13 protein-coding genes are annotated in these 14447 nt (G+C 71.1%); 9 read left to right on the forward strand and 4 right to left on the reverse strand.

Going from position 1 to position 14447, the window contains the following annotated elements; genetic code table 11:
* Window positions 1-6: 6 nt before the first annotated feature.
* The 6 genes from atpD to ACFWCH_RS12665 all read left to right on the forward strand — a co-directional run bounded on the left by atpD (window position 7) and on the right by ACFWCH_RS12665 (window position 7313).
* Window positions 7-1461 carry a F0F1 ATP synthase subunit beta gene (atpD, locus tag ACFWCH_RS12640; RefSeq protein ID WP_136029293.1) on the forward strand — a complete coding sequence of 485 codons (1455 nt, stop codon included), beginning with the start codon at window positions 7-9 and terminating at the stop codon, window positions 1459-1461.
* Between the two features lie 2 nt (window positions 1462-1463).
* Window positions 1464-1724 (forward strand): F0F1 ATP synthase subunit epsilon, encoded by a 261-nt coding sequence (locus tag ACFWCH_RS12645; protein ID WP_136029295.1) that lies wholly within the window; start codon window positions 1464-1466, stop codon window positions 1722-1724.
* Window positions 1725-1794: 70 nt separating this feature from the next.
* Entirely contained in the window at window positions 1795-2541 is a 747-nt protein-coding gene (locus tag ACFWCH_RS12650; RefSeq protein WP_247638654.1) for a YaaA family protein, read from the forward strand.
* Between the two features lie 108 nt (window positions 2542-2649).
* Window positions 2650-3474, forward strand: a complete 825-nt coding sequence (locus ACFWCH_RS12655; RefSeq protein WP_206251403.1) for a DUF5684 domain-containing protein — start codon at window positions 2650-2652, stop codon at window positions 3472-3474.
* Between the two features lie 235 nt (window positions 3475-3709).
* Window positions 3710-4504, forward strand: coding sequence for a PP2C family serine/threonine-protein phosphatase (locus tag ACFWCH_RS12660; protein ID WP_136030030.1), 795 nt, complete (start codon window positions 3710-3712; stop codon window positions 4502-4504).
* Between the two features lie 154 nt (window positions 4505-4658).
* The gene (locus ACFWCH_RS12665; RefSeq protein WP_378803634.1) at window positions 4659-7313 is read left to right on the forward strand and encodes an FtsK/SpoIIIE domain-containing protein; all 2655 of its coding nucleotides are present in this window, start codon (window positions 4659-4661) and stop codon (window positions 7311-7313) included.
* A gap of 10 nt (window positions 7314-7323) precedes the next feature.
* Here ACFWCH_RS12665 and ACFWCH_RS12670 read toward each other — a convergent pair whose 3' ends face one another.
* The gene (locus ACFWCH_RS12670; protein WP_136030025.1) at window positions 7324-8319 is read right to left on the reverse strand and encodes an asparaginase; all 996 of its coding nucleotides are present in this window, start codon (window positions 8317-8319) and stop codon (window positions 7324-7326) included.
* An 85-nt stretch (window positions 8320-8404) separates the two neighbouring features.
* Here ACFWCH_RS12670 and ACFWCH_RS12675 point away from each other — a divergent pair, with 85 nt between their 5' ends.
* Window positions 8405-8902 carry an OsmC family protein gene (locus tag ACFWCH_RS12675; protein WP_247981556.1) on the forward strand — a complete coding sequence of 166 codons (498 nt, stop codon included), beginning with the start codon at window positions 8405-8407 and terminating at the stop codon, window positions 8900-8902.
* A gap of 99 nt (window positions 8903-9001) precedes the next feature.
* Here the strand turns inward: ACFWCH_RS12675 and ACFWCH_RS12680 are convergent, their stop codons facing one another.
* On the reverse strand, window positions 9002-9781 hold the full coding sequence (locus tag ACFWCH_RS12680; protein ID WP_205812755.1) for a 1-acyl-sn-glycerol-3-phosphate acyltransferase: 780 nt from the start codon (window positions 9779-9781) through the stop codon (window positions 9002-9004).
* Window positions 9782-9904: 123 nt separating this feature from the next.
* Between ACFWCH_RS12680 and ACFWCH_RS12685 the strand changes: the two genes are divergently transcribed.
* Both ACFWCH_RS12685 and dxr read left to right on the forward strand, forming a co-directional pair.
* Window positions 9905-10867: an FKBP-type peptidyl-prolyl cis-trans isomerase gene (locus ACFWCH_RS12685; RefSeq protein WP_247638657.1), complete on the forward strand. Its 963-nt coding sequence runs from the start codon at window positions 9905-9907 to the stop codon at window positions 10865-10867.
* A 37-nt stretch (window positions 10868-10904) separates the two neighbouring features.
* Window positions 10905-11987, forward strand: a complete 1083-nt coding sequence (gene dxr, locus ACFWCH_RS12690) for a 1-deoxy-D-xylulose-5-phosphate reductoisomerase (protein ID WP_136030019.1) — start codon at window positions 10905-10907, stop codon at window positions 11985-11987.
* Between the two features lie 53 nt (window positions 11988-12040).
* Here dxr and ACFWCH_RS12695 read toward each other — a convergent pair whose 3' ends face one another.
* Window positions 12041-13663, reverse strand: coding sequence for a Mur ligase family protein (locus tag ACFWCH_RS12695; protein WP_205812607.1), 1623 nt, complete (start codon window positions 13661-13663; stop codon window positions 12041-12043).
* Window positions 13664-13749: 86 nt separating this feature from the next.
* Window positions 13750-14445: a YcnI family protein gene (locus ACFWCH_RS12700; RefSeq protein WP_247638659.1), complete on the reverse strand. Its 696-nt coding sequence runs from the start codon at window positions 14443-14445 to the stop codon at window positions 13750-13752.
* Window positions 14446-14447: the final 2 nt, after the last annotated feature.

Genomic DNA, 14447 nt, shown 5'->3' on the forward strand with positions numbered 1-14447 from the left:
GAAGAAATGACCACCACCGCCACGGCTGACCAGCCGGCGACCGCGGTCGTCGGGCGCGTCGCGCGCGTCAACGGTCCGGTTGTCGACATCGAGTTCCCGCACGACTCGATCCCCGACATCTACAACGCGCTGAAGACCACCATCGTGATCGGCGAGGAGTCGACCGAGATCACGCTCGAGGTCGCACAGCACCTCGGCGACGACCTGGTGCGCGCCATCGCCCTCAAGCCGACCGACGGCATCGTCCGCGGTCAGGAGGTGCGTGACACCGGTGAGGCCATCTCGGTCCCCGTCGGTGACATCACCAAGGGCAAGGTCTTCAACGTGATCGGCGAGGTCCTCAACGGCGAGCCCGGTGAGACCATCGAGGTCACGGAGCGCTGGCCCATCCACCGCAAGGCCCCGAACTTCGACCAGCTCGAGTCGAAGACCACGATGTTCGAGACGGGCATCAAGTCGATCGACCTCCTCACCCCGTACGTGCAGGGCGGAAAGATCGGTCTGTTCGGTGGCGCCGGCGTCGGCAAGACCGTCCTCATCCAGGAGATGATCCAGCGCGTCGCGCAGGACCACGGTGGTGTGTCGGTGTTCGCCGGTGTCGGTGAGCGCACCCGTGAGGGCAACGACCTCATCCACGAGATGGAGGAGGCGGGCGTCTTCGACAAGACCGCGCTCGTGTTCGGCCAGATGGACGAGCCGCCGGGGACGCGTCTGCGCGTCGCGCTCTCGGCTCTGACGATGGCGGAGTACTTCCGTGACGTGCAGAAGCAGGACGTGCTGCTCTTCATCGACAACATCTTCCGCTTCACGCAGGCCGGTTCCGAGGTCTCCACGCTGCTGGGCCGCATGCCCTCCGCCGTGGGGTACCAGCCGAACCTCGCCGACGAGATGGGCCTCCTGCAGGAGCGCATCACCTCGACGCGTGGTCACTCGATCACCTCGCTGCAGGCGATCTACGTGCCGGCCGACGACTACACCGACCCGGCTCCGGCCACGACCTTCGCGCACCTCGACGCGACGACCGAGCTCTCCCGTGAGATCGCGTCGAAGGGTCTGTACCCGGCCATCGACCCGCTGACCTCGACGTCGCGCATCATGGACCCCCGCTACCTGGGCGAGGACCACTACCGCGTGGCGACCACGGTCAAGCAGATCCTCCAGAAGAACAAGGAGCTGCAGGAGATCATCGCGATCCTCGGTGTCGACGAGCTCTCCGAGGAAGACAAGATCGTCGTGTCGCGCGCACGTCGCATCCAGCAGTTCCTCTCGCAGAACACCTACATGGCGAAGAAGTTCACGGGTGTCGAGGGTTCGACGGTTCCGCTCAAGGAGACCATCGAGTCGTTCGACGCGATCACCCGCGGTGACTTCGACCACGTCGCCGAGCAGGCCTTCTTCAACGTCGGTGGCATCTCCGACGTGGAGGAGCGCTGGGCGCAGATCCAGAAGGAGAACGCCTGATCATGGCGCTCAACGTCAGCCTCGTCTCCGCCGACGCGGAGGTCTGGACGGGTGAGGCGAGCCTCGTGGTCGCCAAGACCGTCGAGGGCGAGATCGGCTTCATGTCCGGTCACGAGCCGGTGCTGGCCATCCTCGCCGAGGGCCAGGTCCGGATCACCCAGACCGACGGCGCCAAGGTGCTCGCCAACGCGCAGGACGGCTTCCTCTCCATGGAGGGCGACGTTCTGACCATCGTGGCGGGCAACGCGGCTCTCATCGCCTGACAGTCCTGAACATCGCGTCCGCCTCGGCACCCTGGGTGTCGAGGCGGACGCGTCTGCGTTACGAGGTGCCATGAAGATCCTGCTTCCGCCGTCCGAGACCAAGCGTCCCGGAGGCACGGGCGCGCCGCTCGACCTCGGTGTCCTGCCGCTGCCGTCTCTCGCTGAGCATCGCGCGGCCGTGCTCGACGCCCTGGTCGAGCTCGCGGCCGACGAGGAGGCCGCCCGCCGTGTTCTCAAACTGAGCGAGCGGCAGCTCGACGACATCGCGCACAACCGCGCTCTCCGCAGCGCGCCGACCATGCCGGCGATCGACCGCTACACCGGCGTGCTGTTCGACGCCCTCGACGCGGCCTCGCTCTCCCCGGCGTCACGGCGGTGGGCGGACGCCCACGTGTGGATCCAGAGCGCGCCGTTCGGTCCGGTCGGCGCGCTCGACCCGATCCCGACCTACCGCCTCGCCGCGGGAACGTCGCTTCCCGGGGTGCCGCCGCTCCGGCGTCACTGGGCGGAAGCCACGACCTCGGCGATCGCGGACGAGGCGCCGTCGTTCGTCCTCGACCTGCGCAGCGAGGCGTACGTGGGTCTCGGACCCGTGCCCGCATCGGTGCCCTCGGCGTATGTGCGCGTGGTCACCGAGCAGGGCAGAGCGCTGAACCACTTCAACAAGAAGTCGAAGGGCCTCCTGGTGCGTGCACTCACGGAGGACCGACCGCGCATCGGCTCCCGCCGGGCACTGCTGCGGTGGGCGGAGGGGCGAGGCATCGTGCTGCGCGAGACCGACCATCCCGGCGAGCTGAAACTCGTCGTCGCGGAGTGAGACCGGTTCGCGGCGCGGGACGTCAGCGAGGGTCCTGCGCGCGGCGGCGGTGACGCGCTAGTGTAAGCAGCGCATCACCCGGGAATATCAGCCTTCTGGAGGGGAACCTTGGACGACTACTACGATTACGGCATCTCAGGCGGCGCACTCGTCGCGCTGACGCTGCTGTACACGATCCTGCCGCTCATCGTGTACGCGATCTACGCCTGGTTCTACATGAAGGTCTTCGAGAAGGCCGGTGTCCAGGGCAAGTGGCGCGCCTGGGTCCCGGTCTACAACTCGATGATCTTCTACAAGCTCGGCGACCTCAGCCCGTGGCTCGTGCTGTACCTCATCGGCGCCGGCGTGGTCGGGGCGATCATCCCGGTCCTGGGCTGGTTCCTCATCCTCCCGCTCGTCGGCATCGCCGGCCGTGTCCTCGACCTCATCGCCGCGTGGCGGGTCGGACTGAAGCTGCAGAAGGATGCGGTCTGGGTCATCCTGTACTTCTTCCTCCCGCCGGTGTGGCTGGGTATCAACGCCTTCGACAAGTCGCGGTGGAACCCCAACATCCAGCCCGCCTCGTGGGCCGGGAACGGCTTCCTCGGCGATCGCACGGTGTGGGACGGCATCCCGGTCCAGCCCTCCGCGACCGCGGCGCCGCAGGGGTACGGTGCCCCGCAGGGCTACGGTCAGCAGCCCCAGGGCTACCCGCAGCAGCCCCAGGGCTATGCGCCGCCGCAGCCCGGGTTCACGGCTCCGCCGGCTCCCGGCTACGCCCCGCCGGCCGCGCCCTCCGCCGCTCCCTCGACGAGCGCGCCTGTGCCGCCGACCACGCCGCCCGCTCCGCCCGCGGCTCCGCCGACCACGCCGCCGGCTCCGCCCGCGGCCCCGCCGGCCGCACCGCCGGCTCCTCCCACTACCCCGAACGATCCCACGCAGCCCCCTGCGTGACCGTCGTCGCGAAACCCCCGGCCCACCGCCGGGGGTTTCGTGGTGTGAACGGTGTTCTCGCGGGCGATGCGCCCGCTAACGTGGAGGTCATGGTCTTGTCGCAGCGCCCGATCGGCGTCTCCGTTCCGCTCTGCCCCTCGAAGGGCCCCGGTGCGAGCGAGGGGATCGTGTTCCACTACGATGTGTGAGTATCCTGCGACCGCCCTTTCCGCCGCAGGTCCATCGGAGGCAGCACGTGGCTGAGACGAAGACGCACACCGTCACGGTTGCGGGACGCCCGCTGCTGCTCTCGTGGTCGGGTGTCACGGATCAGGGCCGTCGCCGTGAGACCAACCAGGACGCGTTCCTCGCGGAGTTCCCCCTCTTCATCGTCGCCGACGGAATGGGCGGGCACGCGGGAGGCGAGATCGCAAGCCAAAGCACCGTGTCCCGCCTGCAGGCCGCGGTCGTCGCGGGCGACATCTCGCATCGCACGATCGAAGAGGCTCTCGCCCGCGCCGTCGACGACATCGCGGAGCACCCGGAGACCACCGACGAGGGAACCGGGACCACGCTCACGGGCGTCTACCTGGACGACGGCGGAGACCAGGCGCAGTGGGTCGCGCTGAACATCGGCGACTCGCGGGTCTATCTCCTGCGCGATGACCGGCTCGTGCAGGTGACCACGGACCACTCGGTGGTGCAGGAGCTGATCGCAGCGGGGAAGCTCAGCCCGGAGGAGGCCGAGGGCCACCCCTACAGCAACGTCATCACGCGCGCGGTGGGCGCCAGCGAGCTCACCGCTCCGGACTATGTCACCATCGACCTGCGTCCGGGCGACCGGTTCGTGATCTGCTCCGACGGACTCACCAAGGAGCTGACCGACTACGGCATCCAGCATTTCCTGCGGGAGAACTCCGATCCGGCCGCGTGCGTCGACGCCATGCTCGCTGCGGCTCTCGACAACGGTGGTCGCGACAACGTGACGCTCATCGTGTTGCAGGTGAGCGACCCCCAGTCCTCCTCCCCAGAGGGGGACACCGCGGAGTAGTCACTCCGACGCTGTGGACAGCAGGCTCTCTGCTGTCACGGAGCGGTGCACTGGGGAGATGGACCCGTCTCCCCTCGTCATTCCTTCCGCGCCCGCGCCGCCGCGCCGTACCTCGCTGCCTTATCTCGCGGGAATCGTCCCGGTTGGGATGGGGGTGGCGCTGTGGCTCACCACAGGGTCGGTGCAGTCGCTGTGGTTCGCCGCACTCGGTCCCCTCATGATGCTCGCTTCGGTGGCCGACGCCGCGAGGACGCGACGGCACGATCGACGGCGTGAGGCGGACAGGGTGGAGGCCGAGTGGCGCGCGGTCGAGGATGCGCTCGCCCGTCGTCACGCCGAGGAGCGGGCCCAGCTCGAGTCGCGCCACCCGGACGTCGCCGCGTGCGTCGCAGAACCGCCGCTTCGTGGGACGGATCCGATCGCTGCCGACACCGAGATGACCGTGGGTCGCGGTGTGCGTGTCAGCGCCGTGCGCACGACGGGTGGGGAGGGCGATCGAGCAGAGGCGTTCCGCGCGCGATGCGCCGAGCTCGATGACGCACCGGTCGTGGTGCGGCTCGGCGGGGGCGTCTGCGTCCGAGGCCAGGCCCCGGTCGCAGCCGCGGCGGCACGAGCTCTGGTCGCGCAGCTCTGCCTCCGCTTCGGGCCGGCGCAACTGGCGCTCGTCGGCGAGGAGCTGGCGTCGTCCGGCCTGACCACGGCGGCTCACGCGGTGCGGGCGCGCCGGGGAGCCTTCCGGGTGGGGTGGGGCACGCTCGGAGCGCCCGTCGCGGCAGATGCGGTGATCTGGACGGCGGCTCCCGACGCCGAGGTGCCGTCGGGGATCACGACCGTGCTCGACGTGGTCGAGCCGGGGGCCGCATCGCTGCGTACGCCGGAGGGCGTGACCGAGGTCGCGGTCGAGTGCCTGTCGCGACCGCAGGCAGAACTGGTCGCCTCGGCGACGGGCGAGCCGTCGGACACGCATGCGGAGCTCCCGCTCAGCGTGCCGCTGGCTGACGTGATCGTCTCAGAGGCAGGTGATGGTCTCGCGGTCGTGGTGGGCCGTGACGTCCGGGGTACCGACATCGCGGTCGATCTGGTGGAGCACGGACCGCACGCGATCGTCACCGGCATGACCGGCGCGGGCAAGAGCGAACTGCTCGTGACCTGGGTTGCGGCGATGTGTGCAGCGTACGGACCGGATCGGGTGACGTTCGTGCTGGCCGACTTCAAGGGTGGGACGGCGTTCGAGCCGCTTCGCGCTCTCCGCCAGGTGTCGGCGGTGATCACGGACCTCGACGACGAGGGTGCGCGCCGGGGTGTCTTGAGCCTGCGGGCGGAGATGCGACGACGGGAGGCCGCCCTCGCCGCGGCCAGCGTTCGTGACGTGTCAGAGGCCGACCTGCCACGCCTGGTGATCGTGGTCGACGAGTTCGCCGCCCTGCTCCTCGAGCACGCCGACCTCGGCGACGTGTTCATCGACATCGCTGCGCGCGGCCGCGCCCTGGGGATGCACCTGGTCCTCGGGACGCAGCGTGCGGGCGGCGTGATCCGTGACGCCCTGGCGGCGAACTGCCCGCTGCGGATCAGCCTGCGGGTCGCAGATCCCGCGGACAGCAGGGCCGTGATCGGGACGGACGGCGCGGCGCTGCTCGATGGGGGGCCGGAGGGGCGCGGCTGTGCGCTCGTGCGTCGACCGCAGGATGCGGAGCCGCAGCTCGTGCGCGTCGCGCTGACCGGTCCCGGAGACCTGCGGCGTGCAGCGACGCGCTGGAGCCAGGCGGTTCCGGCTGTCAGCCCCTGGCTCCCGCCGTTGCCGCGACGCATCGATCTCGCAGACCTTCGTGGCGCGGATCACGACGGCAGCGACGACGCCGGGGGAGACGCGGTGGTGCTCGGTCTCGCCGACGACCCGCAGCGACAGCGGCAGCCTCGGGAGCTCCTGCGTCCGGGACGTGAGCGCGGGCTCGCCGTGGTCGGCGCTCCGGGCAGCGGACGCACGGCGCTCGTGCGCGCGGTGGCGGCCCAGCGCCATGATGCCCTGCTGTTCCCCTCCGATGCGGAAAGCGCGGTGGACCTGCTCGCGGCGTGGGTCAGGGGTGACACGGAGATCCCCGAGCTCGTGCTGTGCGACGACATCGACGCGCTGCACGCCGAGCTCCCCGTCGAGTACGCACAGGAGTTCGCGCAGCGGTGGGAGCAGTCGCTGCGCCTGTCACCTTCGACGACCTGGATCCTCACGGCCGCACGGGCATCGGGTCCCTTGGGCCGTGTGCTCGACGCGCTGCCCCGTCGAGCGCTTCTACGCGCGGCGTCGCGCGTCGAGCACCTCGCAGCGGGTGGCGAGACGTCGGGGTTCGTGCGGGACCGACCGCCGGGACGCGCGGTGCTCGACGGGCGGGAGGTGCAGTTCGCCTGGGCGGACGAGCGGCCGAGGCAGTCCGCTGCCTCCTCGACGGAGATCTGGGCACCGGCGAGGCCGGTCGTGGCGCTGGTCACGGCGGGCGCGTCGGACGCGGTGGGCGCACTCCGCGCGGCGCGCCCGGAGTGGGACGTGCGGACGGCCGGGAGCGACGTGCCGACGACCGCGAGCCCGTGCATCCTGATGGCCGACGCGGAGGGCTGGCAGCGGCAGTGGGCCCTGTGGCAGCAGATCCGCGCCGAGGGCGAGGTCCTGGTCCGCGCGGAGCGTCCGTCCGATCTGCGCCAGCTAGTCGGTGTGCGCGACCTCCCGCCGTTCGCCCGGCTGCATCAGGGGCGCGCGTGGTCGGTGGTGGGGGACCGCGCGCCGCGGCGGGTCGTCGTGCCGGGGCTCGGGTCGCGGTGAGGCTGGTGCGTCAGAGGCCGGCGCCGGGGCGGACCGTTCCCACGCGGGCACCGCCCCCGAGCACGTCGAGCGGGAGGGCCTCCGCGAGACCGGCCACGTCGGTGTCGCTCAGAGAGCCCGCGCGAGCCAGGAGGGTGGCGGCGACGATGGTGGACGCGCGCGCGGCGCCGTCGAGCATCTTCAGGGCCGCGGTCGTCCCGTCCGGCGCCACCATCACCATGACGCCCTCCGCGCCGCCCTTGGTGAAGACGCCGAGACGCTCGGTCGCGATGGTGTCGGGGCGGCCGGGCCCTTCGACGGTCCAGGGGTTCTCGCGCACCGCGCGGACGAGCGACCCGGCCACGCGGTGCAGCGCGAACGGCGAACGGTCGGACGCGGTGCCGATGCGGTGGATCGCGCGCGCGAGCCCGGTGAGGGTGAGCGCATGCACCGGAGCGCCGCAGCCGTCGATGGAGGTGTGCGCGATCTTCTCCCCGGTGAGGCGCTCGACGACCTCCCGGATGTGAGCCTGCAGCGGATGCGCGGGGTCGAGGTATCCGGCGGTCGGCCAGCCGGTGGCCACGCAGGCCCGCAGCATCGCGGCGTGCTTGCCCGAGCAGTTCATGCGGACGCGCGCCTCCTGGCCGTGTTCGCGCACCAGCTCGTCGCGGGTCGCGGAGTCGCCCGGCCAGGCCGGAGGGCACGCGAGGTCGTCTTCCGTCAGGCCCCCGGCGGTGAGGATGTCGCGCACCACCGCGGCGTGCCGGTCCGTGCCCGTGTGGCTCGCCGTGGCGAGGGCGAGCTGTTCGCCCTCCAGCGGTGCGCCGGCGGTGATGCACGCCACGGCCTGCAGCGGCTTGAGACTCGACCGCGGGAGGATGAGCGCGTCGGCGTTGCCGTGTCGCGCGATCACCTCGCCGTCGGGCGAGAGCACCACCGCGGCGCCGGCGTGACGTGACTCGATGAATCCGCTCCGTTCGACGACGGCGAGCTCGACGGAATCCTGAACGGTGAGTGTCTCCAGCACTCCACCAGCCTAGTGCCGGTGGTCCCGCGGCCTCGGGGTCCCCGCGGAGGGTCGCGACGTCGGCGGCACCTGGCAGACTGAGCGCATGGCAGAGCACACCACGTCGCGTCCGCTCGGTGAACACCGCTACGCTCTCACAACTACGTGGACGGGCAACTCCGGCACCGGAACGAGCGGATACCGCGACTATCGCCGCGACGTCACGATCGAGATCGAGGGCAAGCCCGCGCTGCTGGCCTCGTCCGACAAGCCGTTCCGCGGAGACCCCTCCCGCTGGAACCCCGAAGACCTCCTGCTGGCCTCGCTCTCCGAGTGCCACCTGCTGTCGTATCTGCACGCCTGCGTCACCGCCGGCGTCGTGGTCGTCTCCTACCGCGACAGCGCGCGCGGGCTGATGCGCGAGAACGGGGCAGGAGGGGGATCGTTCGTCGAGGTGACGCTCTCCCCGGAGGTCGTGGTCGCCGATCCGTCCATGATCGAGGCGGCAGAGCGGGCGCACGCCCAGGCGAACGAGTGGTGCTTCATCGCGAACTCGGTCAACTTCCCGGTGCGGCACGAGGCCACGGTCACCGCGAGCGTGTGACCCCCGCGGCGGAGGAGCAACCGCTGTCGGACTCCTCGCTCGGGAAGGGACACGTCGTCGCCGCTACCGGGAGGGTCCGGGGTTCACGCTCAGCGCTACTCAGCGGCGCTCGTGCGGGAGCGCCTGCTTGATCTTCTCGATGGTGCCCTGGGCCGGAGCCTCGTTGTAGGTGCCCGCCAGCTCCTGACCGGACAGGGCATGGATCGCGGCCATGATCTCGTCGGTCGCGAGCCGCCGTGCGCGTCCGCTGGTAGCGGGTCCGTGGGGGGACAGGTCGAGCGGCTCGCCGAACCGCACCGTCACGCGTTCGGAGAGCGTCGGCATCTTCGCGCCCACCGGCATCACCTTGTCGGTGCCGATCAGTCCCACCGGGACCACCGGTGCGCCCGTCTGCAGGGCCAGGAACGCCACGCCTGTCCGGCCCTTGTATAGGCGACCGTCGGTGGAACGGGTCCCCTCGGGGTACAGCGCGACCGCGAGGCCCTCCTCGAGCAGCTGCCGCTGCAGATCGAGCGCGTCGAGTGCGGCCTGACCAGCGCCGCGCCGGACGGGGATCGCGCCGATCGCCTCGAAGAAGGTCTTGGTGAGCCGGCCGCTGAATCCGGTCCCCTCGAAGTAGCTCGACTTCGCAAGGAAGTGCACGGGTCGCGGTGCCGCGACCGGGATGGCGATCGAGTCGATGAACGACAGGTGGTTGCTCGCGAAGATCACCGGACCGGTGGTGGGGACGTTCTCGCGGCCCTCGATGCGGGGACGGTAGATCAGCCGCGCGAGCGGGGCGATCAGGCTGCGACCGAGCGCGTACGTGAAGCCCGCATGGCGCGGCTTCGGCGTGTCCTCTGAGGCGGGTTCGGGCTCGACGGACTGCTCAGAGGTCATCAGAGCAGGATACTCCCGGCCCCATGCCGACGTGGGAATGAAGACTCGCGCCGTACCTCCCAGGGAGGGCAAAGGGCGATGGGGCAGGATGGAGTGTCCCGCCCGCGATCCCGAGGTCTCACTGTGCGCAAGCGTCCGCTCATCGTCCTGTCCACCGTCGCCGCGGCGACCCTCCTGCTCGCCGGCTGCTCCGGCAGCGGTTCGCCGGAGAGCTCGGGCACCCCCGACCCGTCCGCTTCGAGTGGGTGTCTGCTCGACGCGCAGCCGGGCAAGACCTCGGATTCCATTGACGTTCAGGGCGAGGGACTCGATGCCGTCGTCAAAGTGCCAGCTGATGCGGCCTTCGCCGATGTGGAGCGAACGGTGATCGCTGAGGGCACAGGTGACGAAGTCGTCGCGAATGACCTCGTCGGGGTGAAGTACCAGATCGTGGAAGCGTCGACAGGTGAAGTCGTCGATTCCTCGGCACGAAGCGAGGGTGGTGAGGCTCCCGTCCTTCTCGACCAGAACAGTGCATCTCTCTTCATCGCCGCTCTCGAGTGCCAGCCGATCGGAACGCAGGTCGTCCTCGCCCTTCCAGGCGAGGTCTTCGGCGAGGGCGGGACGAACAAGGTCGTGTACGCAGAGGCCGTCGAGCAACTGCCCGAGGTCGCCACCGGCACGCCGGTCGACCCGACCCCCGGCATGCCCGAGGTGAAGCTGGACGACGACGGCAAGCCCAGCATCACGATCCCGGACGGCGATGCGCCGGCCGAGACCCAGGTCGCCGTGCTCAAGCAGGGTGACGGAGCGACGGTCGCCTCGGGCGACCTGGTCGTCGTGCAGTACCTCGGGGTCAAGTGGTCCGACGGCAAGGAGTTCGACTCGAGCTGGAGTCGCGACGCGGCGCCGGCGCAGTTCCAGACCACGGGAGTGGTCACCGGATTCCGGAAGGCGCTCGAAGGTCAGAAGGTCGGCTCGCAGGTGCTCGTCGTGATGCCCCCGTCCGACGGCTACGGTGCGAGCGAGGGCAACGAACTGCAGAACGAGAGCCTCGTATTCGTCGTCGACATCCTCGCCACGACCCCGGTCCAGGCGCAGCAGTAGCGCGGGCGCGACGGCGGCCGTGTCCTAGGCTGGCGTCATGCGTCGCGTCATCGTCCTCGGCTCCACCGGTTCCATCGGCACCCAGGCGCTGGACGTGATCCGCGCCAACCCGCGCCGGTTCGAGCTCGTCGGGCTCGCCGCGGGCTCCAACCGCGAGCTGCTGACAGAGCAGGCGGAGCAGTTCCAGGTGGAGGACACGGCCCTCGGAGCCGTCGAAGCGGAACAGCTCGTGCGGGACGTCGAGGCCGATGTGGTGCTCAACGCCATCACCGGCTCGATCGGACTCGGCTCCACGCTCGCCGCGCTGCAGGCGGGCCGCACGCTCGCCCTCGCGAACAAGGAGTCGCTGATCGTCGGGGGAGATCTAGTGCTGGCGGCGGCCGCCCCCGAGCAGATCGTCCCCGTCGACTCCGAGCACTCCGCCCTCGCACAGGCGCTCCGCTCCGGGACGCATGACGAGGTGCGACGCCTGGTGGTGACCGCGTCGGGCGGACCGTTCCGCGGACGCACGCGCAGTGAGCTCACCGAGGTCACACCGGGGCAGGCGCTCGCGCACCCCACCTGGAACATGGGCAGGACGGTCACGACGAACTCCGCCACCCTCGTCAACAAGGGGCTCGAGGTGATCGAGGCGCACCTGCTGTTCGACGTGGCCTACGACGACATCGAGGTGGTCGTGCACCCGCAGTCGATCGTGCACTCCATGGTCGAGTTCATCGACGGGTCCACCATCGCACAGGCGTCCCCGCCGGACATGCGTCTGCCGATCTCCCTCGGCCTGGACTGGCCGCACCGCATCGGCGGCGTGGGTCGACCGCTGGACTGGACGACCGCGAGCTCGTGGACCTTCGAGCCGCTCGACGGCGAGGCCTTCCCGGCCGTCGCACTCGCCAAGGCGGTCGGACGCGCGGGCGGCACCTTCCCGGCCGTGTACAACGCAGCCAACGAGCAGGCCGTCGACGCGTTCCACGAGGGACGCCTGTCGTTCCTCGGCATCGTCGACACGATCTCCGCGGTCGTCGACCAGCACGAGGCGCCGAGCACCCTCACGGTCGAGACGCTCGCAGAGGCCGAGGACTGGGCACGGCGCACGGCCGATCGGCTCATCGCCGCGAGCTGACGGCGCGGCCGCCGAGGGCGCCCGATGCAGCGCGGCGCTGCACCGGGCGGCGGTCAGTCCTCGTCCGGGTAGGGCACAGGCCAGCGCGGTTCCGGGACCGGCCATCCGGCGGCCTTCAGCGCGCGGCGGGACAGCTCACGCGCCGAGTACGGGGTGCGCACGCCGCGGATGTCCCGGTAGTCCTGATGCCCGGGACCCGCCCACAGGATCGCGTCGCCGTCGCCCACCAGGCCGACCGCCGCGACGATCGCCGCCTCCGGTGGGGAGTACTCGTGGATCTCCGCGTCGGGTCGTGCCCGGCGCGCGCCCTCCACGAGGGTCGCCCGGATGGACGCCGGGTCTTCGAAGCGCGGGTGGTGATCGGTCACGACGAGGATGTCGCTGCCCTCCACGGCCGTGCGCGCCATGTCGAAGCGCTTGCTGGCGTCGCGGTCGCCATCCGCGCCGAACAGCATCAGCACCTTTCCGGGGGTGACCCGGCGCACGGCGGCGAGGGTCTTCTCGAAGGCGTCCGGCGAGTGCCCGAAGTCCACGAACACCGCCGGTCCGCGGTCGCCGGAGACGAGCTGCGTACGGCCGGGGAGGTAGGCGTGGATGCCGCCGTCGCGGCCGAGCGCGTCGGTGATCCGCTCCCACGCGTACCCGCCCTCCAGCAGCATGACGATCGCGAGCGCGGCATTGGCGGCCATGTGCGGACCGATCACCGGCACCGTGGTGGTGAGGGTTCCGGCAGGGCCGCTCATCGTGAAGGTGGTGCCGGCGGCGCGCTCCTCGTCGATCACGACCACCCAGTCCGCGCGGGCCGCGGCATCGGGGTCGGCGGCGATCGACGGCGTGCCGACCGTGACGACGGGGATCTCCGCGCGATCGACGACCAGCGCGCCGGAGGGGGAGTCGAGGCAGACCACGCCGCGGACCGCGCGATCGGGACGGAACAGCGGCAGCTTCGCCTCGAAGTACTCCTCCATGTCGGCGTAGTCGTCGAGGTGGTCGTGGCTGAGGTTCGTGAAGCCGGCGACATCGAACCGGATCCCGTCGACGCGGTGGCGGGACAGCGCCTGCGCGCTCACCTCGACCGCGACCGCTTCCACGTGCCGCTCGCGCATCAGCGCCAGGAGCGCGTGCATCTCCGACGCCTCCGGCGTGGTGAGCCGCGACACGATGACCTCGCCCGCGATGTGGCGCTCGGCCGTCGACGACAGCCCCGTGACGACGCCCATCTGCTCGAGGATGCCCTCCAGGAGGTGGGAGACGCTCGTCTTGCCGTTGGTGCCCGTCGTCGCGAAGAGCAGCGGCAGGGGGTCGTCCGCCCCGGTGCCGTAGACCCAGGCGCTCAGGTCGCCCAGCACGGCGCGCGGATCGTCCACCACGAGGACGGGCAGGCCGGCGTCCGCGGCGATCTCCGCGCCGCGCTCGTCGGTGATGACCGCGACCGCGCCCTTCTCGGCAGCGGTCGCCGCGAAGTCGGCTCCGTGGCGGTTCACGCCCTGGATCGCGACGAAGGCCTCACCGGGGCGAAGATCCGCGGTGGCGAGAGTGATGCCGCTCAGGGACACTCCGGTGGCGTCGCCGCGCACGGTGGCGGCGAATCGGGAGGCCAGTTCGGAAAGCTCGCGCCGGGGCGGGTTCGCGGGGCGGAGCACAGGGGGCAGGCTCGGTTGTTGTTCAATCGACATGTCGGATCCATGATCTCACGGCGCCGCACGGATGCCGGGCGGACGGCCCGCCGCGCGCCGGGGTCGGACGCGCGGCGGGCCGGGGCTCAGGCCCGGCGGCGGTAGGCCAGCACGGCGACCACGAGAGCAGCCGCCCCGGCGAGGAGCCCGCCCGTGCCGAGGGCGATGCCGAGCGGGTCGGCGGCCGTGGCGGCCGCGTCGGCGTCCGCGGTGTCCGCCTCCCCGTCGCCGTGGGCGCCATGCATCGACGCCTCCGCATCCGTGACCGTGACCACGGGAGCGGGGGCATCGAGCGCGTGCGGGTCCTCACCCTCCTCGGCGAGCTGCGTCCATTCGGTCGCACCGTCGACGCACTGCTGCACCACCGGGAAGGCGAGCGTCTCGGGCGTCTTCTCGTCGAGCCCGACCGACATGCTGACCGCGCCGCGGAGGTCGGTCGGCACCGGCGTGAGCGCGGTGTACGTGACGGCGCTCACGAGGCCGTCTTCACCGCGCTCGACCTGGATGGTCCAGTCGCCGTCCAGGGTCGGGGCGACGGACGTGAGGCCGTCCGGCATGGTGATGCGCAGTGCCGTGGTCGGCGAGGTGCCGCAGCCGTGGGCGAACGAGAACGTGAGCACGCCGTGGTCGCCGGCGGCGAGCTCATCCGGGCTGACGGACACGTGGGCTCCCGCCATGAGCGGAACCGCGAGGGCGAGGGCGATCCCGCCGAGCGCGCCGGTCGTGGCGACGAGGGCCCGGCGGGAGCGCGGACGACGAGGGGACGTGGTGGTACGGGACATGA

Source organism: Microbacterium sp. NPDC060132, from assembly GCF_042729675.1.
Taxonomy (GTDB): domain Bacteria; phylum Actinomycetota; class Actinomycetes; order Actinomycetales; family Microbacteriaceae; genus Microbacterium; species Microbacterium sufflavum.